26 protein-coding genes are annotated in these 23248 nt (G+C 46.5%); 4 read left to right on the top strand and 22 right to left on the bottom strand.

Features of this window, described 5'->3' with window-relative positions; translation table 11 throughout:
- The first annotated feature begins 4 nt into the window (after positions 1–4).
- Positions 5–1633 (top strand): ABC-F family ATPase, encoded by a 1629-nt coding sequence (locus ACTHSP_RS01930; protein ID WP_003683571.1) that lies wholly within the window; start codon positions 5–7, stop codon positions 1631–1633.
- Positions 1634–1856: 223 nt separating this feature from the next.
- Here ACTHSP_RS01930 and ACTHSP_RS01925 read toward each other — a convergent pair whose 3' ends face one another.
- On the bottom strand, positions 1857–3074 hold the full coding sequence (locus ACTHSP_RS01925) for a D-alanyl-D-alanine carboxypeptidase family protein (RefSeq protein ID WP_314512454.1): 1218 nt from the start codon (positions 3072–3074) through the stop codon (positions 1857–1859).
- A gap of 205 nt (positions 3075–3279) precedes the next feature.
- On the opposite strand from ACTHSP_RS01925, the gene ilvA reads away from it, so the two are divergent.
- Complete coding sequence (ilvA, locus tag ACTHSP_RS01920; RefSeq protein WP_070647156.1) at positions 3280–4803, top strand: threonine ammonia-lyase, biosynthetic; 1524 nt, start codon at positions 3280–3282, stop codon at positions 4801–4803.
- A 59-nt stretch (positions 4804–4862) separates the two neighbouring features.
- On the opposite strand, the gene trmB is transcribed toward ilvA, so the two are convergent.
- From trmB to ACTHSP_RS01905, 3 genes are all read right to left on the bottom strand, one after another.
- Positions 4863–5579, bottom strand: coding sequence for a tRNA (guanosine(46)-N7)-methyltransferase TrmB (gene trmB / locus ACTHSP_RS01915; RefSeq protein WP_295863935.1), 717 nt, complete (start codon positions 5577–5579; stop codon positions 4863–4865).
- Positions 5580–5715: 136 nt separating this feature from the next.
- Complete coding sequence (locus ACTHSP_RS01910; RefSeq protein WP_003680203.1) at positions 5716–6372, bottom strand: response regulator; 657 nt, start codon at positions 6370–6372, stop codon at positions 5716–5718.
- Complete coding sequence (locus ACTHSP_RS01905; RefSeq protein WP_440345517.1) at positions 6369–8129, bottom strand: histidine kinase; 1761 nt, start codon at positions 8127–8129, stop codon at positions 6369–6371. Before ACTHSP_RS01905 ends, ACTHSP_RS01910 begins: the two co-directional genes overlap by 4 nt.
- Positions 8130–8389: 260 nt before the next feature.
- Between ACTHSP_RS01905 and mobA the strand changes: the two genes are divergently transcribed.
- The gene (gene mobA / locus ACTHSP_RS01900; protein WP_063075735.1) at positions 8390–8971 is read left to right on the top strand and encodes a molybdenum cofactor guanylyltransferase MobA; all 582 of its coding nucleotides are present in this window, start codon (positions 8390–8392) and stop codon (positions 8969–8971) included.
- A gap of 128 nt (positions 8972–9099) precedes the next feature.
- Here the strand turns inward: mobA and ACTHSP_RS01895 are convergent, their stop codons facing one another.
- The 4 genes from ACTHSP_RS01895 to ACTHSP_RS01880 all read right to left on the bottom strand — a co-directional run bounded on the left by ACTHSP_RS01895 (position 9100) and on the right by ACTHSP_RS01880 (position 11639).
- Positions 9100–9948 (bottom strand): NAD-dependent epimerase/dehydratase family protein, encoded by an 849-nt coding sequence (locus ACTHSP_RS01895; protein WP_440345516.1) that lies wholly within the window; start codon positions 9946–9948, stop codon positions 9100–9102.
- A gap of 41 nt (positions 9949–9989) precedes the next feature.
- Positions 9990–10472 (bottom strand): DUF2269 domain-containing protein, encoded by a 483-nt coding sequence (locus ACTHSP_RS01890; protein ID WP_314512444.1) that lies wholly within the window; start codon positions 10470–10472, stop codon positions 9990–9992.
- Positions 10469–10858 (bottom strand): DoxX-like family protein, encoded by a 390-nt coding sequence (locus ACTHSP_RS01885; protein WP_440345515.1) that lies wholly within the window; start codon positions 10856–10858, stop codon positions 10469–10471. Before ACTHSP_RS01885 ends, ACTHSP_RS01890 begins: the two co-directional genes overlap by 4 nt.
- 262 nt (positions 10859–11120) lie before the next feature.
- Positions 11121–11639, bottom strand: a complete 519-nt coding sequence (locus tag ACTHSP_RS01880; RefSeq protein ID WP_440345514.1) for a GbsR/MarR family transcriptional regulator — start codon at positions 11637–11639, stop codon at positions 11121–11123.
- Between the two features lie 244 nt (positions 11640–11883).
- Here ACTHSP_RS01880 and ygiD point away from each other — a divergent pair, with 244 nt between their 5' ends.
- The gene (gene ygiD, locus ACTHSP_RS01875) at positions 11884–12669 is read left to right on the top strand and encodes a 4,5-DOPA dioxygenase extradiol (protein WP_440345513.1); all 786 of its coding nucleotides are present in this window, start codon (positions 11884–11886) and stop codon (positions 12667–12669) included.
- 244 nt (positions 12670–12913) lie between these two features.
- Here the strand turns inward: ygiD and ACTHSP_RS01870 are convergent, their stop codons facing one another.
- The 14 genes from ACTHSP_RS01870 to ACTHSP_RS01805 form a co-directional block, all read right to left on the bottom strand.
- A complete protein-coding gene (locus ACTHSP_RS01870) occupies positions 12914–13222 on the bottom strand; it encodes a TrbM/KikA/MpfK family conjugal transfer protein (RefSeq protein WP_440345512.1) in 309 nt (102 codons plus the stop codon).
- Between the two features lie 81 nt (positions 13223–13303).
- Positions 13304–13813, bottom strand: coding sequence for a DUF4189 domain-containing protein (locus tag ACTHSP_RS01865; protein ID WP_440345511.1), 510 nt, complete (start codon positions 13811–13813; stop codon positions 13304–13306).
- A 56-nt stretch (positions 13814–13869) separates the two neighbouring features.
- The gene (locus ACTHSP_RS01860) at positions 13870–14358 is read right to left on the bottom strand and encodes a hypothetical protein (RefSeq protein ID WP_440345510.1); all 489 of its coding nucleotides are present in this window, start codon (positions 14356–14358) and stop codon (positions 13870–13872) included.
- 130 nt (positions 14359–14488) lie between these two features.
- A complete protein-coding gene (locus tag ACTHSP_RS01855) occupies positions 14489–14797 on the bottom strand; it encodes a TrbM/KikA/MpfK family conjugal transfer protein (protein ID WP_314512432.1) in 309 nt (102 codons plus the stop codon).
- Between the two features lie 92 nt (positions 14798–14889).
- Positions 14890–15411, bottom strand: a complete 522-nt coding sequence (locus ACTHSP_RS01850) for a DUF4189 domain-containing protein (protein WP_049328285.1) — start codon at positions 15409–15411, stop codon at positions 14890–14892.
- A gap of 20 nt (positions 15412–15431) precedes the next feature.
- Complete coding sequence (locus ACTHSP_RS01845) at positions 15432–16085, bottom strand: type IV secretion system protein (protein WP_440345522.1); 654 nt, start codon at positions 16083–16085, stop codon at positions 15432–15434.
- A gap of 45 nt (positions 16086–16130) precedes the next feature.
- Complete coding sequence (locus ACTHSP_RS01840) at positions 16131–16439, bottom strand: TrbM/KikA/MpfK family conjugal transfer protein (RefSeq protein ID WP_314512430.1); 309 nt, start codon at positions 16437–16439, stop codon at positions 16131–16133.
- Positions 16440–16519: 80 nt separating this feature from the next.
- Positions 16520–17029, bottom strand: a complete 510-nt coding sequence (locus ACTHSP_RS01835; protein WP_314512428.1) for a DUF4189 domain-containing protein — start codon at positions 17027–17029, stop codon at positions 16520–16522.
- Between the two features lie 42 nt (positions 17030–17071).
- Positions 17072–18205 carry a type IV secretion system protein gene (locus ACTHSP_RS01830; protein WP_314512427.1) on the bottom strand — a complete coding sequence of 378 codons (1134 nt, stop codon included), beginning with the start codon at positions 18203–18205 and terminating at the stop codon, positions 17072–17074.
- Positions 18206–18299: 94 nt separating this feature from the next.
- Entirely contained in the window at positions 18300–19070 is a 771-nt protein-coding gene (locus ACTHSP_RS01825; protein WP_308881183.1) for a hypothetical protein, read from the bottom strand.
- A 143-nt stretch (positions 19071–19213) separates the two neighbouring features.
- Positions 19214–21664 (bottom strand): VirB4 family type IV secretion/conjugal transfer ATPase, encoded by a 2451-nt coding sequence (locus ACTHSP_RS01820; RefSeq protein ID WP_440345509.1) that lies wholly within the window; start codon positions 21662–21664, stop codon positions 19214–19216.
- Between the two features lie 62 nt (positions 21665–21726).
- The gene (locus ACTHSP_RS01815; RefSeq protein WP_036472428.1) at positions 21727–22032 is read right to left on the bottom strand and encodes a type IV secretion system protein VirB3; all 306 of its coding nucleotides are present in this window, start codon (positions 22030–22032) and stop codon (positions 21727–21729) included.
- Between the two features lie 9 nt (positions 22033–22041).
- Entirely contained in the window at positions 22042–22431 is a 390-nt protein-coding gene (locus ACTHSP_RS01810) for a TrbC/VirB2 family protein (RefSeq protein WP_314512421.1), read from the bottom strand.
- 47 nt (positions 22432–22478) lie between these two features.
- The gene (locus ACTHSP_RS01805) at positions 22479–23195 is read right to left on the bottom strand and encodes a lytic transglycosylase domain-containing protein (RefSeq protein WP_440345508.1); all 717 of its coding nucleotides are present in this window, start codon (positions 23193–23195) and stop codon (positions 22479–22481) included.
- Positions 23196–23248: the final 53 nt, after the last annotated feature.

Below are 23248 nucleotides of genomic sequence, written 5' to 3'. Positions count from 1 at the left end.
AATAATGATTTCTACCAACGGCATCACCATGCAGTTCGGCGCAAAGCCGCTGTTTGAAAACGTATCCGTCAAATTCGGCGAAGGCAACCGTTACGGCTTGATCGGCGCCAACGGCTCAGGCAAGTCCACCTTCATGAAAATCCTCGGCGGCGATTTGGAACAGACTGCCGGCGAAGTAGCAATTGAAAACGGCGTGCGTTTGGGTAAATTACGCCAAGACCAGTTTGCCTACGAAGATATGCGCGTGCTGGACGTGGTGATGATGGGTCATACAGAAATGTGGGCGGCGATGACTGAGCGTGATGCAATTTACGCCAACCCCGAAGCCACCGAAGACGACTACATGAAAGCCGCCGAACTGGAAGCCAAGTTCGCCGAATACGACGGCTACACCGCCGAAGCACGCGCTGCCGAATTGTTGAGCGGCGTGGGCATTTCCGAAGATTTGCACAATGCGACCATGGCAGAAGTTGCCCCGGGCTTCAAGTTGCGCGTATTGCTGGCGCAAGCCCTGTTCTCCAAACCAGATGTATTGCTTTTGGACGAACCGACCAATAACTTGGACATTAATACCATCCGTTGGTTGGAAGGCGTGTTGAACCAATACGACTCCACCATGATCATCATCTCGCACGACCGTCACTTTTTGAACGAAGTCTGCACCCACATGGCGGATTTGGACTACAACACCATCACCATCTATCCGGGCAACTACGATGACTACATGCTTGCTTCTGCCCAATCGCGTGAGCGCGCCCTAAAAGACAACGCCAAAGCCAAAGAGAAACTGCAAGAGCTGCAAGAATTTGTTGCCCGCTTCTCTGCCAACAAATCCAAAGCCCGTCAGGCAACCAGCCGTCTGAAGCAGGCCGACAAAATCAAATCGGAGATGGTCGAAGTCAAACCTTCTACCCGTCAAAACCCATATATCCGTTTTGAAGCCGATGAAAAAGCCAAGTTGCACCGTCAGGCAGTGGAAGTTGAAAAACTGGCCAAACGTTTTGAAACCCAGTTGTTTAAAAACCTGAACTTCATCCTTGAAGCAGGCCAACGCCTTGCCATCATCGGCCCGAACGGCGCAGGTAAATCTACCTTGCTGAAACTCTTGGCCGGCGCATACAACCCCGAATATTCAGACGGCCTGCTGCCGGACGAAGGCACCATCAAATGGGCGGAAAAAGCCAGTGTCGGCTACTACCCGCAAGACCATGAAAACGACTTCGACGTCGATATGGACCTGAGCGAATGGATGCGCCAATGGGGTCAGGAAGGCGATGACGAACAAGTCATCCGCGGCACTTTAGGCCGCTTGCTCTTCGGCAGCAACGATGTCGTGAAAAAAGTGAAGGTTCTCTCCGGTGGCGAAAAAGGCCGTATGCTTTACGGCAAACTGTTGCTGTTGAAACCCAATGTCTTAGTCATGGACGAACCGACCAACCATATGGACATGGAAAGCATCGAATCCTTGAACATGGCGCTGGAAAAATACAACGGCACGCTGATTTTTGTATCGCACGACCGTCAGTTTGTATCTTCGCTGGCTACCCAAATCATCGAATTGGATGGTAAAGGCGGATATGAACACTACTTGGGCGATTACGAAAGCTATCTGGAGAAAAAAGGCTTAGTTTAAGCTCATACTGATAAGCTATTAAGGTATTGAAATGCCGTCTGAAAACCGTTGTGTTTTCAGACGGCATTTTTGAAGCGTTTCATATTGTCAATCACTGAAACTGCTAAGATTAAAATGGATAAATTTCTTGTTAGAAATTTTTATTAAAGCCATAAAGCAGATATACAAAAGGCCGTTTGAAATATTTTAGACGGCCTTTATTTATGTTTTGATAGAAAGAGGATTAACCGAATAAACTTTTAAACCACAACACAATCGCGTCCCACATACGGCGCAACCAGCTGCCTTCTTCCACGCCGGTCAGAGCGACGACATCTTTTTCGGCAATGATTTTACCGTCTTTCATGACTTTCAGCTTGCCCAATACTTGGCCTTTTTCAATCGGGGCGAGGACGGGCTGAAGCGTTTCTAAGATTGGTTTGACGTTTTTGCCGGTATCGTGGGGAATGGTAATGTAAACATCGTCCAAGAAACCGATATCTACGGCTTTGGTACTGCCTTTGTAAACTTTGACTTGGGAAATCACTTCTCCGCCGTTGTAAAGTTTAGGCGTATCAAATGCCTGCAATGACCAGTTGAGCAGTTTGCTGCTTTCGCTGGCGCGCGCTTCGGTGGATTCGGCACCGGCAAGAATGGAAACAATACGGCGGTTGTTGCGTTTGCTGGAAGCGGCGAGATGGTAGCCTGCGCCTTCGCTATAGCCGGTTTTCAAACCGTCGATACTGCTGTCGCGATAGAGCAGGAGATTGCGGTTGGGCTGCTCGATATTATTGTATTTGAAAGATTTATTTGCAAATAAAGGATAATATTTCGGATAGTCGTTGATCAGCGCGGCTGCCAAAATGGCCAAGTCGCCAACGGTTGAAACATGGCCGTTAGAAGAAATACCGGTCGGGTTGTTGAAGTGGGTGTGCTTCATGCCCAAGCGTTTGGCTTCTTCATTCATTTGTTTGACGAATTCGTCGATAGAGCCGTTGCCAAGGGCTTCAGCGAGGGTAATGGCGGCATCGTTGGCCGATTGGATGGTTGTACCCTTAATCAAGGAGCTGACGCTGACAGGAACTTTGGGATCGAGGAACATACGCGAACCTTCGACCTTCCATGCAGCATTGGAAACGGTCAGCATTTGGCTTGCTTCAAGTGTACCGTTTTCCAGTGCTTTAAAGGCAAGGTAGGCGGTCATCATTTGCGTCAATGCGGCTGGCTCGATAGGTGTATCGGCATTGTTGGATGCCAAGGTTTGCTTGCTGTGCAGGTCGGTAACGATATAGGCAGTCGCCGCAATTTCCGGCGGCGTTGTCGGGCTGTTGATGCTGTGTAGCAGCGGCTGCGTTTGAGCCTCGCCTTGTACGGCAGGTGCGGATGCAACCGGGTCGGTAGCGAGGGCAGGAGTATTCAGGAGGGCAGCAAAAATTAAGCTAAGTAGCGTTTTTTTCATCATTATTTGTAGATTTGAATATGAGTGGACACTGTTATGAGGCAAACAGTTTGGCATATTAAATAGATATTAAGCGGACATTATACCGTCTCATTTAGGTTTTGCTAAGATTTTTCTTGCCTTCAGACGGCCTCAGGGGTATGGTTTTAACTTTTTCCTCCGGTCGATTTGACCGAATTGCAATTTATTTCCGAACACTAAAAATACTATGAACCATTCCCTTCCTCTTTCTGATTATCTAACCCGTATTTTGACCGCTTCCGTTTATGATGTGGCCGTAGAAACGCCTTTGGATTTGGCACGCAGTTTGTCAGGCCGTCTGAACAATCAGGTTTTGCTCAAGCGCGAAGATTTGCAGCCGGTGTTTTCGTTCAAAATTCGCGGCGCGTACAACAAAATGGCGAAACTGCCTAAAGAAGCCTTGGATTGTGGCGTGATTGCAGCAAGCGCGGGCAACCATGCGCAGGGTGTGGCTTTGTCGGCACAGTATTTAGGTTGCCGCGCCGTCATTGTGATGCCGGAAACAACGCCTAAAATCAAAATCGATGCGGTCAAGAGCCGAGGTGGCGAAGTGGTATTGAAAGGCGTGTCTTATAACGATGCCTATGATTATGCGATGGAGTTGGCAGAAAAGGAAAAACTGACCTATATTGCACCATTTGATGATCCTGACGTAATTGCCGGTCAGGGAACCATCGGCATGGAAATCCTCCGACAACACCGCAATATCAATGCGATTTTTGTTCCGATTGGCGGCGGCGGTTTGGCAGCAGGCGTAGCGGCGTTTATCAAACAGGTTTGCCCTGAAATTAAAGTGATTGGCGTGCAAACCGATGACTCTTGCTGTATGAAGCAATCGGTAGAAGCAGGGGAAATCGTACATTTGAAAGATGTCGGTCTGTTTTCAGACGGCACGGCGGTTAAAGTGGTGGGCGAGGAAACTTTCCGCCTGTGTAAAGAGCTGTTGGACGAAATTATTACGGTCAATACGGATATGTTGTGCGGCGCGATTAAAGATATTTTTGACGATACGCGCAGCATTACCGAGCCTGCGGGCGCATTGGCCCTTGCCGGCTTGAAGGCTTACGTTGCGAAAAACAATATCCAAGGTCAAAATTTGGTTGCCGTCACCAGTGGTGCCAACATGAACTTCCACCGCCTGCGCCATGTTTCAGAACGCAGCGAGCTGGGCGAGGGCAACGAAGGTATTTTCGCCGTTACCATTCCTGAAGAAAAAGGCAGCTTTCTCAAGTTTATCAATGTTTTGGGCAGTAGGAATATTACTGAATTCAACTATCGCTACGGCAATGACAACAATGCTCATATTTTTGTCGGTCTGCAAACTGCCGGTGCGCAAGACTTGGCCGTTATCAGCAAACAACTGGCTGACGCAGGTTTGCCAAATGTTGACCTGACCAATGACGAAATCGCCAAAATCCATATCCGTTACATGGTCGGCGGACGTACGGAAAAAGTATCCAGCGAACGTTTGGTCAGCTTTGAATTTCCGGAGCGCCCCGGCGCATTGTCCCGTTTCTTGAACCATATGCGTGCCGAATGGAATATTACCTTGTTCCATTATCGCAATCATGGTGCGGACTACGGCCGTATTTTGGTCGGTATCGATGTACCTGAAAGCGACAATGAAGCCTTTACCGACTTCTTGGAAAGCTTGGGTTATGTTTATAAAGAAGAAACCGATAATCCGGCTTATAAACTTTTCTTGGCTTAATCAGTAAGATAAAAGGCCGTCTGAAATTTTTCAGACGGCCTTGTGTTTTATGTTTGGCTTTATTTCTTACGGAACACCAAGTCCCAAACGCCATGACCCAATCGTTTGCCTCGGGCTTCAAATTTGGTTTCAGGACGATAATCAGGCGTAGGGGCGTAATCGGCAGCCGTGTTTTGCAAAGAGTCGAAACTGCTCAAAACCTCCAGCATTTGCACGGCGTATTCTTCCCAGTCGGTTGCCATATGGACATAGCCGCCGCTTTTGAGTTTGGGCAACAGCTTTTCAACAAATGGCACTTGTACCAAGCGGCGTTTGTTATGGCGCTTTTTGTGCCAAGGGTCAGGGAAGAAAATATGAATGCCGTCTAAAGAACCGTCTTCCAGCATCTTTTCTACTACTTCCACTGCATCATGACGCATCACGCGGATATTGGAAATGTGTTCTTCCTCAATCAGCTTCAAGATATTGCCGACGCCCGGGCCGTGAACATCAATCGCTAAAAAGTCGGTATCGGGCAGACGTTTGGCGATTTCCACTGTCGCGACGCCCATACCGAAACCGATTTCCAAAACTTTAGGGTTGTCCCGTCCAAAAGCGCGGTTCAAATCCAAAGGGGCTTCTTGGAAGTCCACACCAAATTGCGGCCACATCGTATCGATAGCGCGCTGTTGGGCCGCGGTCATATGGCCTTGGCGCAAAACGAAACTGCGGATACTGCGTTTGTGTTCTTCTGGAACGGTATTTTCGGGCGTATTTTCTGGAATGTTTTCGGACATATCGTTTTAAATCAGTGAGAAATCAAATAAAAAGGCCGTCTGAAAAATCAGACAACCCTGCATATAAATCGGCGTGATTATAGCGAATAAACGCTTTTCCTGAAACCTTTTAAAAAGAAGGTTTCAGACGGCCTGATTAAGACAATACCGGTTGCGGTACTTTGTGTTGCACCGCATAAACCGCTGCTTGGACGCGGCTGCTTAGGTTCAACTTACGCAACAGGTTTTGCACATGCACTTTGACGGTTGACTCTGCCAGATTCAAATGGCGGGCAATGATTTTGTTGCTGTGTCCGGCGGCAAGATAGCCCAAGATTTCCATCTCGCGCGGAGTCAGTTGCTCCAGCAGATGGTCTGAGCGGGAAGGAGAAGGGGAAATCAGCGATTGCACCAAGCGGCTGGTCATTTCAGGGGAGAATACATTGTCTCCGTCGACGGCTTTGCGGATGCTTTCCAAGAGGAAGTCGGCGTTGATGTTTTTCAGCAAAAAGCCTTTTGCCCCCATACGCATACATTCGGTCAAGTCGTCACTGTCTTCGGAAACAGTCAGCATGATGACGGTCAGTTGCGGATTGATGCTCAGAATTTGAGCCAATGCTTCGCGGCCGTTCATGACCGGCATATCCAAGTCCAGCAAAACTACGTCAGGCTTGAGCTGCTCAACCATTTTTACGCCGGCCAGGCCGTCTGAAGCTTCGCCGACGACTTCAAAATCAGGCTGGCGCGAAAGCAAGGCCTTGATACCGCTGCGAAATAGGGTGTGGTCGTCAATAAGGGTAATTTTAATCGTCATGATGCTGTTCTCATTTGTTGCGGCAAAGTCAGCATAACCGCCGTACCTTGCCCAATCTGCGATGTAATGGCCAATTCTGCGTTAATCCGTTGGGCCCGTTCTTGCATAATGCCCAAGCCGACATGTTCGCCTGAAGGCCGGTTTGATAGATGTTCTTTATTAAAGCCCGCGCCGTCGTCACGAATCGTCATGACAAAATCGCCGTGGTTAGCAATTTCGACGCTGACATGTTGCGCACGCGCGTGCTTCCGGATATTGGACAGGCTTTCCTGCAAGATGAAGATGATTTGCAAATGCTCATCATAATTCAAAGCCTGTCCGTCGTCCTGCCATTTTAAATCAACTGGAATACCGGTTTGTCGTTCAAAACGCGCCAGCAGCGATTCTACCGCTTCAGGGAAATCTTTATTACTGATTTTGGTGCGGAAATTCATCAGAAGCTCGCGGACGTCTTCATAGCATTCCTGCACGCCGTCTTTAATAAAGCTGATGTTTTCTTCAGCCTGCTCGCGTTGGTTTGAAGCAAACGCGCTTTCCAACATTTGCACCTGCAAATTCAAAAAGGTCAGGGCTTGTGCAATACTGTCATGCAAACCTTGCGCAATCAAGTTACGCTCCTGCAAGACGGCAAGCAGGCGGCGTTCTTGTTCCATGCGGTTGTTGGCGATGGAAATCCCCAGCTGCCCGCTTAAAGTCTGCAACAATTTTTCATCTTGCTCATTGGGCATATGGCCGTCTGAAAAATACAGGGCCAATACACCGAGCTGTTCGTCTTGGTAAACGATTGGGAATTCTACACGATTTCCCTCTTCGGTTTCACCGACACTTGCCGCCAAGTCAGAGCGTTTGCGTTCTTCATCGGAAAGATATACTGTACCGCCCAAAGCGGAAAACGCCGGCAGAATCTGAGCCAAAAATTCTTCTGCGGCCTGTTGCGGCGTAAAGGTTTGGTGCAGGTTGCGCGTAGTCTGGTAGAGCAGAGTCAAGTCACGATTTTGCCGGGCCAAGTCTTGGGTTTGTTGGGCAACCTGTCCTTCTAAATCCGTATAAAGCGTTTTCAGACGGCGGCTCATTTGGTTGAAGCCCTTGCTGACTTGGGCGAATTCACGAATTTGGTCTGTATCGATTTGTACCCCGAAACGACCTTCGCTGATGGTTTCTACCCCGTCGCGCAATTTTTCCAGCGGCCGGATGATCCACGAATAATGCCAAACAATCATCAAGCCGGCAGCCACTAAAATCATCAACATCATCGCCATTTGAAAACGGCGCAGCCACAAAGTATTTTGCTCGTTGGCGTTTTCCATCGCTTGTAAAAACAGCTCGATATTGCCGGCAAAACGGTATAAGCCGATTTGGGTCGGCCGCTCGTAATGTTGCAAAGAAGGCTTGATGTTGGATTCCCAATCAATTAACAGCATCGATTGGATCAAATCGTAAGCCAGCGGCATTTGTGACGGAATCAGCGGATGAATGGCATCGCTTTGCGTTACATTGGCCAGCGTACGTTCAAATTCTTTGATTTGGTTGTCAATTTGAGCATTGGGCGTACGGACGCTTGCCATATAAGCCAAGCGATACACCTGCATTTTCAAGCTGCCCGCATCTTCAATCGTTTTAGCCGCGCTTTCCAAACGCCAAGAAAGCAGCAGGGTAAAGGCAATCGATAAAAAAGCCGAGCCGACCCATAACACAGTCAGTAGTTTTAAACGTGAGGACAGGCTCAGGCCGTCTGAAGATCCGGAGAATAAACGCATAAAGCACGCAGGAAGACTAATCCGATAATCTTATAAAAATATCATTCTTTCGGCTTATAAACAACCTGTCTAAAATAATTGTATGGTTATGATAAGAAAAAACAGGGGTTTAATGTAAAATCATGTTATGATAAAATTCATCTTAAGTGAATTAAATCACAAAATCAGATTTCAGACGGCCTGAAGCCTTAAAAACTTATTCCATAAATACAACATCGCGAATAACACTTACACACTCTGCTTTGCAAAGGACTACCAAAATGAAAATTTTTGCACTGATATTGGCCGGCGGGCAGGGAAGCCGGATGGGAGGTGTCGATAAAGGGTTGGTGCAATGGCACAATAAAGCCTTGATAGACCACGTTATCGAAAAAATCCGCCCGCAAGTCAGCCATATCGCCATCAGTGCCAACCGCAATCTCGAATCTTACGCCCAACGCAGCGCGCACGTTTTCTCGGATGCGCGCCAATGGCAGCATTACGGTCCTTTAGCCGCCTTATGTACTGCCGCCAACGATTTACAAATTGCCACTGCCGATTGGCTGCTCATCGTATCCTGCGATATGCCGCGTTTGCCGGAAAACTTGGTTTCCCAGTTTGAGACTATCGCCAAACGCACGCCGTTGTGCAATGCATTTTACGTTGAAACCCCGTCCAGACCGCATTACAGCGTGATGTTTATCCGTCCGCAAATCCTGCAAAGCACCGTGCCATACCTTTATTCAGGAATGCGCAGCATCCGCGGCTGGTTGCAGCAACAGCGCGCGCGGGTTGTCCATTTCCCTTATGAGCAGGATTTTATCAGCTACAACACGGAAAACGATTTGGCCCAGCCTTTGTAGTTGGGTAGGTGGAAGCAATAAGTCTCTGATGAACTGAATTGTTTTGCAATAAAGTATTTTATAAAAGCTTTAGGCCGTCTGAACAACAAACAGACGGCCTTTGTTTTGTCATTTTAAAGTTAAATGAATTATAGGCAACCAGCAAAGTTTTCTGCCACCAATGGTTCCCTGCCTAGTAAAGCTGCAAAATCAGAATAGTCGGCGCATGAGCCTTGCTTGAGTAGGGAAAAGCTGTCTCGGCTGATAATGCCGTTGCTGAGGATGTTTGCCAACGGCAGCGCTGGGTCAAGCAGGCGTAGGGGGAAAGACAGAATACGTTGTGGCGGTTTATGGTGCAGGGTTTGGCGGATGGTGGTCAGGTATTCCGCCAAAGTCAGCGTTTTGCTACCGGTCATATTAATGATGCTATGGTTATTGTCGGCTGGGACGGCTTGGACGGCAAGTTTTGCCAAACCTTCGGCAACATCGGCAAGGTGTACAGGCTGTAAATGAAAGCGACCGGCTTCCGGTAAGGGAAGTAAAGGGAGGCGGGCTAGTTTGATGAATAGCTCGCAACTGGTTCCTCCTCGTCCGTAAACGACGGATGGTCTGGCTATGGCAATCGGTATGCCGCTTTGGGCGACGGCATCATCTCCACGCCCTTTGCTGCCGACAAAGTTGATGGATTGAGATGGATCGGCACCCAGCGCGGATAGTTGCACCCAGCGTTTTATACCTGCTGCTTTTGCCCATACGGCGAGCTGTTTGGGCGTGTGGTGGTGCACGGTTTCAAGTATTTCGGCATGCCGGCTCATAATTCCAATGCAGTTGATGAGAACGTCTTGCCCTTCCAATAAACGGCGTGCGGCGGTTTTGTCGGGATGAAGAAAATCGAAGGCGCGGCGGTCGTGCGTGCAAACTTGGTGACCTTGTTCTTTGAGGATTTGAGCGGTACGGCTACCGATGAAGCCGCTGCCTCCAAAAATGATGATGTTCATATGTTTTTCTTTATATTGTTGCTGAGGCCGTCTGAAAACCTTTAAATCGGTTTTATCACCATCAGGAAGTAAATCACAATAGTGGCGCAAAAGGCAGGATAACCGAGTAATTCCCAGCGTCTAGCATAATGCCAGTAGGGCTCCGGAATGGTGTCTGCGTTTTCTTTGTGCGCTTTTTCGGCAATCTTGGCCATGCGGATTTGCAGCCAGACAACAGGCAGCCAGCAAATGCCTGAAAAGATGTATAAGGCTAGTGTCATCCATATCCAATTTTGTTCCAGCATAGTTTCAACAGTGTAGCCGCGTTCATACAGCATCCATAAGCCGGACAGGGGTTGGAAAATAACGGCGGGGGTTGTAAACCACCAATCTGCTTTGACAACCCAATGCGAGACGACCGACTGTGCGGCAACCGAACCGCTGCGGTTTACCCAAAAGAGGTAAAACGCTGTACCAAAACCGGTACCGACCATTAAGGTAGCCGAGATGATGTGCAGGGTTTTAACAATTAAATAAGTGTTCATTTTTTATCTCCTACGGATTGATACAGGAAAAATAAAGTAGCCATAATCGGCAGGTTTTTTACCAAAGGCGCAAATGGATGCGCCCACATTTCAGGCAGCCTGAAGGCGATAATCAGGCTGTATGCCGCGACGGTTATCAATTGCAGCAGCCATACTGAGGAATGGGAACGAAGGCGGCTGAAGCATAAAAGGGCAAAACCGATATCCAATAGTGAAGCGGCGATTAATGTAGGCCATTGCAACGGATCGGGAATGCCGACCGAATGCAGTAAATCCAATGACATTTCAGGCATGAAAAGCAGAGGCTGGGTACCGCTCCAGAGCCATAGCAGCCCCATCGAGTAAGGCAGGTAGGCGGGGAGGGTATGTGCAGTGTGGTCGGACATATTGGTTTCCTAATTTCATTTCAGTTTAAAAATATAATCAGTCTGAAATTTCTATAATTTCTGTTAAAAGAGAAATTATAGGGTAAAAATTTTAGATAGGCTTTTGGATTGTTTCTTTAAGAGGGAAATCCATATTCAGTGATTCAAAATCTACCAAAGAACATCAAGCTTCAGATAAACATGCCCATACAAGGATACTATGAGCATGTTTCCATATCCTAAATAGCATTGGTTATGCTTATTGAGAACAAGCCCATTGCCATCAACGGAAAAATTTTTGTATTCCAGCGCCAATTTTCAAAATTTTCACCATGGTTGAAGTAGAAAGCTTCAGCATTTCATTTGTCCACATGGTCAGCGTATTGATGAAATCATGGGTTTGTTGGATTCGCTGCTTGGCAGTTTCATTTTCCTGACTAAATTCAGGGCTGTCGATCAGGCTTTGCAAAAATTGCCGCGTCGGTTCGATTTCACGCTGCATACGCACTTCTGCAATGGTGCGGAACAAAGTCCAGACATCATCCGAAGTTTCAAAATGATCGCGCCTGTCGCCCAAGATATGCACGGTATGAACCAGTCTCAAGTTTTGCAGCTCTTTAATACTGGTGCTGACATTGGAGCGCGCTACGCCGAGCGTTTCGGTAATTTCTTCGGCGTTCATCGGTCTGCCTAAGATGTAGAGCAGGGCATGGATTTGCGCAACGGTACGGTTTACACCCCATTTGGTACCCATTTCGCCCCAGTGGAGGATAAATTTTTCAGTGGTCGGATTTAGTTTCATAGTGATGGTATTCTATTTTTATCTTTTATTTCTGTCAATACAGAAATAAAGAAATTTTTGGCCATCTGAAATAAAATGTTCAGACAGCCTTTTATATAAATCCTTATCCTACATATTCTCTCAGAAACTCAAGCCCCTATCAGTCATGATTTCTTATCAGTAAAAGATGTTGTTCATAAACCGGTATTTTTTGAATAAAAATTTATCCGTACAATCCGCTGTATCCGATAACGAGGAGTAAATCATGAAAAAAATGCCTGTATTGTTTGTGGGGCATGGTAGCCCGATGAATGTGTTAGATAAAGAAAACCCGTTCAATCAGAATTTCAGCCTAATTACGCAACAGTTTGCCAAACCAAAAGCCATTTTGATGATTTCAGCGCATTGGTACAGCAGCCGTTTGCAGGTTACGTCTGACAAACACCCTGAAATGATTTACGATTTCTACGGCTTCCCCGATGAACTCAGCCAAGTGCAATATCCCGCGCCCGGTTCGCCTGAGTTGGCGGAGCAAGTGCGGTCATTATTACAGCCGGAAAATGTCGAGCTAAATCCAACGCGTGGTTTTGATCATGGCGCATGGGCGGTGTTGAAATATCTCTATTCCGATGCCGATATTCCTGTGGTGCAACTTAGCCTTAACCGTTTGCAATCGGCAGAATGGCATTTCAACTTGGCAAAAAAATTAGCTGCTTTACGAGAACAAGGTGTGCTAATTATCGGCAGTGGCAATATTGTGCATAATCTGAGGGCGATAAGCTGGGAGCATATTGATCAAATCGGTGCAGGGTATGACTGGGCGTTTGCTTTTCGGGAAACAGTCAATCAAGCGATTACAACACGAGATGATGAAACTTTGGTGCATTATGAGCAATTAGGCGAAAAGGCTAAGCTTTCTGTACCAACGCCGGATCATTACTTGCCGTTGCTGTACATCATGGCATTACGTGAACCGCAAGACGAGATTACGTTTTTCAATGATAATTTGATTGCGGGATCGCTTAGTATGACGTCGGTTTTAGTGGGATAAAAAGGGAAAAATCAGAACAAAGCATTTGTTCGATCCACTTTGTGGATGGTGCCAAGTTGTTTCAGACGGCATTTTATATCTACATAAAAGCCTTAATATGGCAAAGATCAGATTAAGTCTGTAAGTTTAGAATGTAAATAATTTGAGCAGAAGATGAGGTTGTATTTGAAGAGTTTTGAAATTTAACCTATTTTGAGAAGAGAAAAGGCCGTCTGAATATCAGATGGCCTTTGTGTCGGATAGATTATCGGTGTACGACTATTTCGATAATAGGTGCAATCTCTTTGTCACGGGAAGCAGGACACTGCTGGAGGAAGCGGCGGCGTGCGCTGATGGTGTCTTGCGCGTATTTGTGATGAATGGAATAGAACCTGTGCAGTGCAGGGTTGCATTCTTTAGGCGGCGTACCTGGAGAAGTCAGGCAGGTAATGGCCTCGCAGGCATATTTTTTATCGCCTGTCAGCAGTTTGCCGGCAATATCTGAAGCGTTGACGGCAGATGCAGAAAACGGCAGCAGGGCTGCGGTTATAACAAAAAAGGATAAGCGTTTCATCGTGTCGTACTCGTTAAAATTAAATTGGTGATTAGAGGAGGGTATCAAAGGTCTTCTGAACAACAGTCGGCTTTGGGTCTATTAGAATTTAGGCATAGAGCATCCTTCAGGAGTTGTAATTATACATTGAAACCTTCCTGAAGCTTGGCACTTTCTCAAAGCTTCCGTTTCCGCTAAGCCTGGGGAAGTTATTCCGAAAAAGGCTTTTCCATCTTTTCTTTGAGCAACTGCTATACAGCCATTTCGAACCCAAGCCTTAACTTTACACGGTTTATTTTTTCCACCTTCTTCGCAGGTTTTAATGGCTAGTTCTTTTGCAGCGGCAAGTGAATCCATATCGAGTGCTCCACCTGATATACCTGTTTTAGGATTAACTGCCCATGCTCCGTATTTTGAAGGAACATCAATATTGACAACACTTGGTTGGCTCTGAGTGTAACCGTTAGGTCTTCCTACGTTATATAGAATCTGTCGACCCGAACTATCGATAATGCGACAGGTGCCTGTTGCAGGTTGGTATTCTCCACCACAGCCGTTAGCATAAACATCAAGACTTGCAAAGCCTAACAGTACGGTAAGTAACTTTTTCATTTCAATTCCAATCTATTGATTATCTCAATCTTTATTAGTCGGCTACGACAAAAATACTAGGATTTATTATCTTCTTTATGCGGTTGAGAGGTCAGTTTAATCGTATCGGTAGTTGCTCTTTCGGATTGGTTGCCACCAGTCGTCCATAGATTTTGCTGAACAGTATCTGGTTTTGAATTATCAATAGTATTATCAGCATGACTCCTCACAATATAATTACTCTGCGTCTGTTGACTATTCATCCCCGGAGGCGTAGCAGGCTGACCGTTTCCCCAACCCTGCATTGCATTGTATCCGGAGTATGAAGCCATTACACCATTAAACCACATGCCTGCCATAGGCGGTACGGTAATCAGCAGGGTGGAGAGCATCAGGCCCAAGCCCAGTTGTTGGGTAACGGTTTCCATAATGCCGGTTGTGCCTCCTTCACCGATGACGGTTGCCACAAATTTTCCGGCTGCCGCGCCGCCGAATAAGTGGCCCACCAAGTCCATGGAAATCTCCGCCATGACGCCGAGCAAGACGCTGGAGAATATGGTTGCCAATCCGAAGTATAGCCATTTTTGGAACAGCGGGGCGGTTCTTTTAAATAGGAGGCTCCAAAATGAAGATAGGCGCGAAACCGACTATTTTCAAAAGGCCGTCTGAATATCAGACGGCCTTTGTGCAGATAGATTATCGATGTACGACTATTTCGATAATAGGCGCAATCTCTTTATCACGGGAAGCAGGACACTGCTGGAGGAAGCGGCGGCGTGCGCTAATGGTATCTTGCGCGTATTTGTGGTGAATGGAATAAAACCTGTGCAGTGCAGGGTTACATTCTTTAGGCGGCGTACCCGGAGAGGTCAGGCAGGTAATGGCCTCGCAGGCATATTTCTTATCGCCTGTCAGCAGCTTGCCGGCAATATCTGAAGCATTAACGGCAGAGGTTGAAAACGGCAACAGAGCTGCGGTTAAAACAAAAATGGATAAATTTTTCATCGTGTCGTACTCGTTAAAATAGAATAGGGATTAGAGGAGGGTTTCAAGGGCCGTCTGAAAGAATTTTCAGACGGCCTTCGGACGGGGTTGAATTACTGCAATTGGGGCAGGGAGCAGCCTTCAGGCATGATAATTTCGCATTCGGTCGCCCCTCTGTTTCTGCAATTCTGCAAAGCCGTTTGTTCGACAGTTCCTTGTGGACCTGCTGCATCAGATAAAATAAATTGGTTGTTTTTTACTTTTCCTTTTGCGGCAGCAAGGCAGCCGTTTCTTACCCATGTGATGGCTTTGCAAGGGGTATTGCGGCTGCCTTGTCGGCAGCGTTTTACTGCTTCGCGCTGGGCTTCCTCTTTTGAACCGTGATTCAATGAACCTGCAATATATCCAGCTTTCACACTGACAGCCAAGGCCCCGAATTTGGAAGGTACCATGACATCGTGGTAGATGATTTTTTTCGGGGGCGGTGTGCTGCTGCCTGAGGAACAGTTCGGATTATAACCATAACTGCACAATGCCGGATTATTTTGCAACGCCCCCCTAGTTGCATCATAGGTGGGATCGGCATACGCATTAAGACTGATTAATCCCAATGCCAACGAGAACAGTTTTTTCATAAGGTCATCCTTTTGTCGGGTTATATGGAGTCGTCGGGCTGCTGTTTCGGATCGGGTTTCGGCTGTGGTGTGGGCTGGGGCGGCTTCGGGCCGCTGGCCAGGCCATATTGAGTCTGTAACGGGGTTTTTATCGCGTTGGGGTCAACACTGGTAGTTGTACTGCCCCCGTAACCTCCTGCGGCCCAATTTGGAGTAGCAGGTTGATGCGGGCTTTGACCCTGTGCCAGCCGTTCGGTTACCTGGTTGGCCCTATGCTCCGTCATTTGCCTGCTTGCCCCACCATCCAAATGCGGTGGCACTTCTTGGCGATTTCCATTTCCATTGCCGATAACTGAGTAAGCACTGAAGCTGCCCATCACACCGTTAAACCACATGCCTGCCATAGGCGGTACGGTAATCAGCAGGGTAGAGAGCATCAGACCCAAGCCCAGCTGCTGGGTAACGGTTTCCATAATGCCGGTAGTGCCGCCTTCACCAATGACGGTTGCCACAAATTTTCCGGCTGCCGCGCCGCCAAATAAGTGGCCCACCAAGTCCATGGAAATCTCCGCCATGACGCCGAGCAAGACGCTGGAGAAGATGGTAGCCAATCCGAAGTATAGCCATTTTTGGAACAGCGGGGCGGTTCTTTTAAACAGGAGGCATAATATAAAGATGGGCGCGAAACCAACTATTTACAAAAGGCCGTCTGAATTTCAGACGGCCTTTGTGTAGATAGATTATCGATGTACGACTATTTCGATAATAGGGGCAATCTCTTTGTCACGGGAAGCAGGACACTGCTGGAGGAAGCGGCGGCGAGCGCTGATGGTGTCTTGCGCGTATTTGTGGTGAATGGAATAGAACCTGTGCAGTGCAGGGTTGCATTCTTTAGGCGGCGTACCCGGAGAAGTCAGGCAGGTAATGGCCTCGCAGGCATATTTTTTATCGCCTGTCAGCAGTTTTCCGGCAATATCTGAAGCGTTGACGGCAGAGGCAGAAAACGGCAGCATAGCCGCTGTTAAAACAAAAATGGATAAATGTTTCATCGTGTCGTACTCGTTAAAATTAAATTGGTAATTAGAGGAGGATATCAAGAGCCATCTGAAAATAGACGGCTTTGGGTCTATTAGAATTTAGGCATAGAGCAACCTTCGGGAGTTGTAATTTTACATTGAATTCCACCTGAAGCTTGGCATTTCCTCAATGCTTCCACTTCAGCAAGACCAGGGTCGTTTATACCGAAAAAAAGTCTACCATCTTTTCTTTGGGCAGCTGCAATACAGCCATTACGAACCCAAGCACCAATTTTACACGGTTTATTTTTTCCACCTTGTTCGCAGGTTTTAATGGCTTGTTTTTTTGCTGCAGCGAGTGAATCCATATCGAGCGCGCCACCTGATATACCTGTTTTAGGATTGATTGCCCATGCTCCGTATTTTGAAGGTACTTTAATATGAACAATTTCCGTAGGTTGATTTCGTTGATGTTGACGAGATGATGCACAGTTGGGATTATAGCCGTATTGACATAAGCCAGGGTCATTTTGCAATGCACCTCTAGTCGCATCGTAGGTAGGATTAGCGGCACAGATATTAAGGTTTATTAACCCTAATAACATAAAAAGTAATTTTCTCATTTCATTTCCAATCTATTATTTAAATCTTTAATTCGTGAAATACTAGGATTTGTTATCTCCCTTACGAGGTTGCTCAGCCAGTTTCATTGCATCTGTAGTTGTACTTCCTGACTGGCTTCCACCCATTGTCCATGTGTGTTGATTAGTATTTGCATCCAACTTCTCAACATTATTCGTAACTCTATTCTGTACATCGTAGCTAGCCCGCTGACTTGCCCCACCATCCAAATGCGGCGGAACTTCTTGGCGATTTCCATTTCCATTGCCGATAACTGAGTAGGCGCTGAAGCTACCCATCACACCGTTAAACCACATACCTGCCATAGGCGGTACGGTAATCAGTAGGGTGGAGAGCATCAAACCCAAGCCCAGCTGCTGGGTAACGGTTTCCATAATGCCGGTTGTGCCTCCTTCGCCGATGACGGTTGCCACAAATTTGCCGGCTGCCGCGCCGCCGAATAAGTGGCCCACCAAGTCCATGGAAATCTCCGCCATGACGCCGAGCAAGACGCTGGAGAAGATAGTAGCTAATCCGAAGTATAGCCATTTTTGGAACAGCGGGGCGGTTCTTTTGAACAGGAGGCACAAAATAAAGATAGGCGCGAAACCGACAAACAGGGAAATCGCGATACGGTACATGATGAGCATGGTGCCCGCCACGATGGCAGGACCTGCCGTACCTACCCCGGCAAACCATTTGGCTTCGGAAAGCTTATCTTCCAGATGGTCGTCATCTGCGGTATCAATGGCAGAAAGGCCGGATAGGACAAGTTGAGTGGTTTTCAGGTTCAAGTCGATTTTACAGCCGGTAATATAGGAGGTCTGTTCGGTCAGACACTCGCTGCCGAAATCGTTATTGCCATGCATAACTTGACTGATGCCATTGGCAAGATCATCAGTCAATACACGGACGCTAAAGCTGCTGCCTAAGGAGACCCCAAGTGCAATGGCAATGACGACATAGTTTTTACCAAGGCTGAAAATAAATCCTTTGAGGCCTTCCTGACTCCGACCTGTTACGATCAGATAGCCCTGAACCATAATCCATAATGTCAGCAATGCCAAAACCATTGTAAGGGCGAGGTTTAAGTTTTTAGATAAGACTACTTCGGTAAAGTAGCCGATTCGCGCATAAAGATAGTCGCGAATGCCGGTATAAAGGAGTAAATCCATCATAATGAGAAGAGCTTTCGATTAATTTTTGTAAAACGATGAGATGATCGATTTGTTTGGGCCGTCTGAAATCAATCCGGTTCAGACGGCCTTATACTCAATTGGGTTTATAGATCGGTTTGGTTTTGCTTTCGATTTCTTGTCTATCTTTAACTACGTCTTTTGCTTTTTGTCTAAAGTGATCCGTAGCAATAGTTAGTTTGCCGTAAGCAGCTCCTTTAGTGATGTTTTTGTTCAAACTGCTGCCGGTAAGCTGTTCTTTGGTCAGCATTTTGCGCATTGAGTTGTAATATGCAATCTGGCTGTCTAAAAATTCAATTTTGTTCTTGTACTGATTGTACTTGGCAATTACGGCATTTACTTGTATCTGTACATTGTTTTCGGCAGTTTCAGCTTTGCCTGCCTGATTCGAGTAATTAAAACCTTTCGTGTCTTTAGACAAAGGGGTTGCAGCAGCCATTGAACTTGCTGATGTGCCTTGGGATTTTACTAAGCCATTGATTCTGTCAAAATCTTTTTTAAGATCGTCATCTATTTCAATCAAAAGGTCATATTTATTTTGTTCTAATTCTGTAATTTTTAGACAAATCGCACCCGAAGCAGGGTTGTCACGTTGTATTGCCCTACATTTTTTCTTGCGTCGTTCAAACATTCTTTTTACTTGAGAAGATTCTCGAACATTTGTATCTGCGCCTTTTAATTTGTCCAACCCCCCACGAGTGAGAGCGGATAATTGAGCCTGCCAGTTCATCAGCTGCTGGAAGGCATTGGTCATCGCTGCTCCATCAAATACAGGAATACCTGTTGCTGTTACGGATGTATTTCCCAGCATTCCTGCGCACACTAAAACTGCAGACAGTTTTCTCATTGTGTTTTTCATTTGCTTACAATCTTTCTTAAATTAAATTAAATTAAATTATTTAAACGTATCCAAGTTTTTTGTTTTTCAGTAAGGATCATCTGAAATACTTGCTGCTTTCAGACGGCCTTTGGGTTTATTCGTCTATACGACTAATCCGCGTTGCGCATCACATTGGCGCTTGCTTTCTTACCAGAACCCTTACGTTCATCGTAGAAGGTCTGTAACCAATCCTCCGGTCTTACCGCATCAATGCCGACACCAAGACGTTCGGCCGTTTTCTTGATGATGCCGTCCATGATGTCGATATTGTCGGTACTGGCGGAGATGACTGCCAATTCATCGTCAAATCCGCGTAGGTTGAGTTGGCATACTGCGGAAGCATGGCCCTGTTTGACCAAGAAGCAACGGCTGCGCTCGTCCAAGCTTTTAATCACTTGGAACTCTGAATCGGTCAGCTTCAGTCCATCGATGTAGTCTTTTTTATCTGCATTCGGATTTGGCAGCAGTATCATGGTAGCTGTCTGCTCAATCAGTGCTGCAGAAATATCGCTTTTGAGGGCGTCTTCCGGAGACTGGGTGGCAAAGATACCCATACCGTTTTGCTTACGGATGGTTTTTTGTTTGTTTTTGGCAAACTCTTTCAAGCCGCCTTCGCCATCAAGGATTTTCCAAAATTCATCCATAATGTAGATGAAGCGGCGACCATCGATAAGCTCTTCCATTCGATGGATAAGATAACCGATGACTGGATCGCGTACCTGTGGGTTTTCAATCACGTCGGTGTAGTCGAAGCCGATGATGTTGGCACCACTGAAGTCGATTTTGTCCTGAGGGTTATCAAAGACCCAGCCGAGACTGTTTCCTCTAGTCCATTTGCGGATATTGGCATAGAGGGAATCGTCGCCGGTATTGGGCAGCGATTTTTGGAAGTTGGAAATACTGCGCAGTGCCATTGGGGTATCAAGCATGGCTCGAACGGCGCGCAGGATATCGTCGTCTTCTGCTGCTGAATAGTGCGCCTTGCCACCTAATTGCTTCATAAGGCCACAGAGGAATTGGACATTTGCCTCTGTATTTTCGCATTGGAAGGGGTTGAAGCCGGTCGGCTGACCGCTTTCCAGCGCCATATAAGCACCGCCGCAAGCTCTGACGAAGATCTCGGCACCACGGTCTTTATCGAAGAAGAAGATAGTGGGTTTGGGATCGTATTTTTGTACCTGGCTGAGGAGGAAGTTGATAAGGGCTGTTTTACCTGTACCGGACTTACCAATAACCATGGTGTTGGCAATGGCTTTTTCACCTTCGGAATCTTCACCTTCAAGGGTTGCATGGAAGTTGAAGTAGTAGGGCTGACCATTGGTTGTTTGAAGAACGGTAACGCATTGCCCCCACGGGTTGCCCTCACGTTTGCCTGTGGCAAAGTTGTGGAGGGGGCAAAGACCCAAGAAATTTAACGATGAGAGGTTGGCAATACGGGTGCGGTAGTTCCAGTTGCCCGGAAGTTGGGCATAATATGCGGAGCAGACGGCCAAGTCTTCTTTAGTCGTTACAAAACCGGCGTTGGAAAGCTCTGCTCGGGCAGCGGCAATGTTTTGGGAAAGCTGCTCTTGGCTGTCGGCGTAAATAGCAAGGCTGAAATGGTAGCCGCCAAGAACAAAATTGCCAGATGCGAGCTGGTCCATTGCATGGTCGAGTTCTGCAATTTGGGTAAATGATTTGTCGCCGGAAGAGATCATCATGCCACGAGTGCGCTCGAGGGTTTTCATAGCATCGTATCGGCTCATTGGGCTGAAGCTATGGGTGATGACGTATTCAACATCCAAATATTTGAGACCATTCAGTATCCCAGGGTAGGTGCCATCAGGATATTCTTTAAGGTTGAGTATGGCACCGTAGTGGTTTTTACCCTCGGGAGTACGGACGATATAGTCGCCGGTTTTGGAAGAAAAGAGATGTCGACTAAGGGGTAAGTAGTTGTAAACTGGGGCTGGTAGTACGGGAACTGGCTCGTTAACGCGGTTAAGGATGTAACCGAAAAGTTCGAGGGTTTCAGAGAATACAGTTCCGTTTTTACCTTCATACATACCAAGTCGGTATGGATGGTAGTCTTTGAGAACAGCCTCAAGGTTGGTTGCTAATTCGTTAAGTGTACCAATAGCTTGTTCCTGCTCGGCTTTGAGACGATCGATATTACCCGATTTATCAACGAATTTTTTGCCATCAACAACTGGGCGATAGATCATGGTCAAGTAAAGCTCGTTATTCATGAGCTTTTCTTGGGAGAGTCGAGAGAAATAACGATCAGAGAGGCTTTGGTTGAAAGACTCTTGAAATTCAGGACGTAAATCGATACTACGATGACGTCGAATGTCATGTACCCAAAAGGCGACATTTACGTAGTCGGGTGCACGCAGGGATTGGAGCAGACGGTTAAATGTATTGTGCTTGTGCTCAAGCTCCCATTCTTCACGACCTACGAAGGGAAGGCCAGATAGATGCCATGTTGTCAGGTAATCTCCACCAGTGGTTTTGACAATGGTTGGAGAGACATGAGTGGAGAGGGATACGAATTGACTGATTGATGCGTCAGGAGTAAACATTTTATTTGTTTTTTGTGTTGGAATTGTCCGACAGACAAAAGCATCTGTCGGACGTGTTGTTGTCATTGTTTGGGAGGATTGTTGCGGTACTCGTTAGGCGAGAAGCACCATGTGTCAGGAAACTCTTCTCGATTTCTGGCTTTAAGCCTGAATTTCAGGCGTAAGCCTAGAAAACGAAAAATCATGTCATCTCGCTTGGCCATCTGCCTCATAATCAGAATGATGAAGGGGATGGTTAGCAAAAAAAACAAATTGAAGTACATTCCCATTAATAATCCTGAGCCAGCTCCTATAAAGAAAGGTATATAGGGGACGCCGAGAAAGGTTGCCGGACGTGTACATCCTCGAAAAACGATGTTTTTTTGCATAATGAATAATTATGCGAAGAATTGCAATACTTGCATCATTGCTGAAGTTGTAGCTGCAGAGCAGGAGTCCGCATTACCAACCAGCATTTTTGCGATTTGACCAGCCGCACCAATCAACACACCACCAATTAAAATAGGTGCGACGTCGGAAATGCGTTTGTGCGCAAAAGCAATTTGGTAACCGGCAAAGATGATGGCGATGGTTACGACAGCGACAGACATCAAGTTCAATACGGTATGGATGTTTTTAATGAATTTACAGGCTCCACCAGAAGCTGAGGTGAAATCATCGGCTGCCATACCTACAGTCGGTGCTAAAAATGCTGCAGCAACAAAAGCTGCTGTTGCGACATTTTCAGCAGTAAAGCGGGATTTTTTTTGAATTTGAGTGTTTTTCATTTGAAATTTCCTATGTTTATTACAGGTTGATGTGGAAAAAAAACTATCTAAAAGACTGCTGCGCTATCTTTATAAGTATTGCTTTTCGCTTGTGCAGTACTATTATCTTGCAAGGAATGTTGTTTTTTAGAGACAGTGGCCGAGTATGGTTGTGGATTAGCGGTAACTGTCAAATTTGGGCGGTTAGCTTGTTGTGCTGGCATTTGGCCCATAGGGTGAGGGGTATTCATAGTATTGCTGATGACTGGAATGGCATTTTGTGGGATTGCTCTCCCTTTCCCCATAGATGAAAAAATTTTTTGCACATATCCATGCTTATAACCAGTTACAAAGTTACCGGAATAATAACAGCTGAAAGATTTACCCCAGTCTTTTGCACGATTGTAGCATTCTCGCAATATATGCGAACCTGCCTTGACGTTTGGGCACACTTGGAATGCATGTTCGTAGGAATGCAACCCGTATTTTTTTAAATTGTATCGGTTAACTTGAGCTAATCCTAAGGAGAAGTTAAATCCTTTTTGTTCCAACATTTTAGCAGTAGCAACTGCTTCAGCCAAATTTTTAGGCTGTCTTTGTAAGCGTCCGCCTACAACACCTATAGCATATGGGTTGCCTGAGGATTCAACTCTCACGACATGATGCATAATATCATGCGGGACAGCTAAGTCGGCGCAGGAAAAAAACATGATGTTGAGATGAAAATATGAATTTGTATTGACGTGAAATTTAGCACAGATTGAGACCTTTGCAAAATTCCCCAAAATCCCCTAAATTCCTACTAAGACATTTAGGGGATTTTCCATGAGTACCTTCT

Source organism: Neisseria sp. P0001.S005 (assembly GCF_051963715.1).
Note: the sequence above shows the minus strand (reverse complement) of the source record. Positions and strands in the feature narration are given on the sequence as shown.

Excerpts from the sequence above, each read along its gene's own strand:
- ACTHSP_RS01835 (WP_314512428.1), bottom strand. The coding sequence starts at position 17,029 with ATGAGAAAATTACTTTTTATGTTATTAGGGTTAATAAACCTTAATATC.
- ACTHSP_RS01830 (WP_314512427.1), bottom strand. The coding sequence starts at position 18,205 with ATGATGGATTTACTCCTTTATACCGGCATTCGCGACTATCTTTATGCG.
- ACTHSP_RS01865 (WP_440345511.1), bottom strand. The coding sequence starts at position 13,813 with ATGAAAAAGTTACTTACCGTACTGTTAGGCTTTGCAAGTCTTGATGTT.
- ACTHSP_RS01930 (WP_003683571.1), top strand. The coding sequence starts at position 5 with ATGATTTCTACCAACGGCATCACCATGCAGTTCGGCGCAAAGCCGCTG.
- ACTHSP_RS01905 (WP_440345517.1), bottom strand. The coding sequence starts at position 8,129 with ATGCGTTTATTCTCCGGATCTTCAGACGGCCTGAGCCTGTCCTCACGT.
- ACTHSP_RS01855 (WP_314512432.1), bottom strand. The coding sequence starts at position 14,797 with ATGAAAAATTTATCCATTTTTGTTTTAACCGCAGCTCTGTTGCCGTTT.
- ACTHSP_RS01825 (WP_308881183.1), bottom strand. The coding sequence starts at position 19,070 with ATGAGAAAACTGTCTGCAGTTTTAGTGTGCGCAGGAATGCTGGGAAAT.
- ACTHSP_RS01840 (WP_314512430.1), bottom strand. The coding sequence starts at position 16,439 with ATGAAACATTTATCCATTTTTGTTTTAACAGCGGCTATGCTGCCGTTT.
- ilvA (WP_070647156.1), top strand. The coding sequence starts at position 3,280 with ATGAACCATTCCCTTCCTCTTTCTGATTATCTAACCCGTATTTTGACC.
- ACTHSP_RS01850 (WP_049328285.1), bottom strand. The coding sequence starts at position 15,411 with ATGAAAAAACTGTTCTCGTTGGCATTGGGATTAATCAGTCTTAATGCG.
- ACTHSP_RS01880 (WP_440345514.1), bottom strand. The coding sequence starts at position 11,639 with ATGAAACTAAATCCGACCACTGAAAAATTTATCCTCCACTGGGGCGAA.
- ygiD (WP_440345513.1), top strand. The coding sequence starts at position 11,884 with ATGAAAAAAATGCCTGTATTGTTTGTGGGGCATGGTAGCCCGATGAAT.
- ACTHSP_RS01810 (WP_314512421.1), bottom strand. The coding sequence starts at position 22,431 with ATGAAAAACACTCAAATTCAAAAAAAATCCCGCTTTACTGCTGAAAAT.
- ACTHSP_RS01895 (WP_440345516.1), bottom strand. The coding sequence starts at position 9,948 with ATGAACATCATCATTTTTGGAGGCAGCGGCTTCATCGGTAGCCGTACC.
- ACTHSP_RS01820 (WP_440345509.1), bottom strand. The coding sequence starts at position 21,664 with ATGTTTACTCCTGACGCATCAATCAGTCAATTCGTATCCCTCTCCACT.
- trmB (WP_295863935.1), bottom strand. The coding sequence starts at position 5,579 with ATGTCCGAAAACATTCCAGAAAATACGCCCGAAAATACCGTTCCAGAA.
- mobA (WP_063075735.1), top strand. The coding sequence starts at position 8,390 with ATGAAAATTTTTGCACTGATATTGGCCGGCGGGCAGGGAAGCCGGATG.
- ACTHSP_RS01815 (WP_036472428.1), bottom strand. The coding sequence starts at position 22,032 with ATGCAAAAAAACATCGTTTTTCGAGGATGTACACGTCCGGCAACCTTT.
- ACTHSP_RS01890 (WP_314512444.1), bottom strand. The coding sequence starts at position 10,472 with ATGAACACTTATTTAATTGTTAAAACCCTGCACATCATCTCGGCTACC.
- ACTHSP_RS01885 (WP_440345515.1), bottom strand. The coding sequence starts at position 10,858 with ATGTCCGACCACACTGCACATACCCTCCCCGCCTACCTGCCTTACTCG.
- ACTHSP_RS01925 (WP_314512454.1), bottom strand. The coding sequence starts at position 3,074 with ATGATGAAAAAAACGCTACTTAGCTTAATTTTTGCTGCCCTCCTGAAT.
- ACTHSP_RS01910 (WP_003680203.1), bottom strand. The coding sequence starts at position 6,372 with ATGACGATTAAAATTACCCTTATTGACGACCACACCCTATTTCGCAGC.
- ACTHSP_RS01870 (WP_440345512.1), bottom strand. The coding sequence starts at position 13,222 with ATGAAACGCTTATCCTTTTTTGTTATAACCGCAGCCCTGCTGCCGTTT.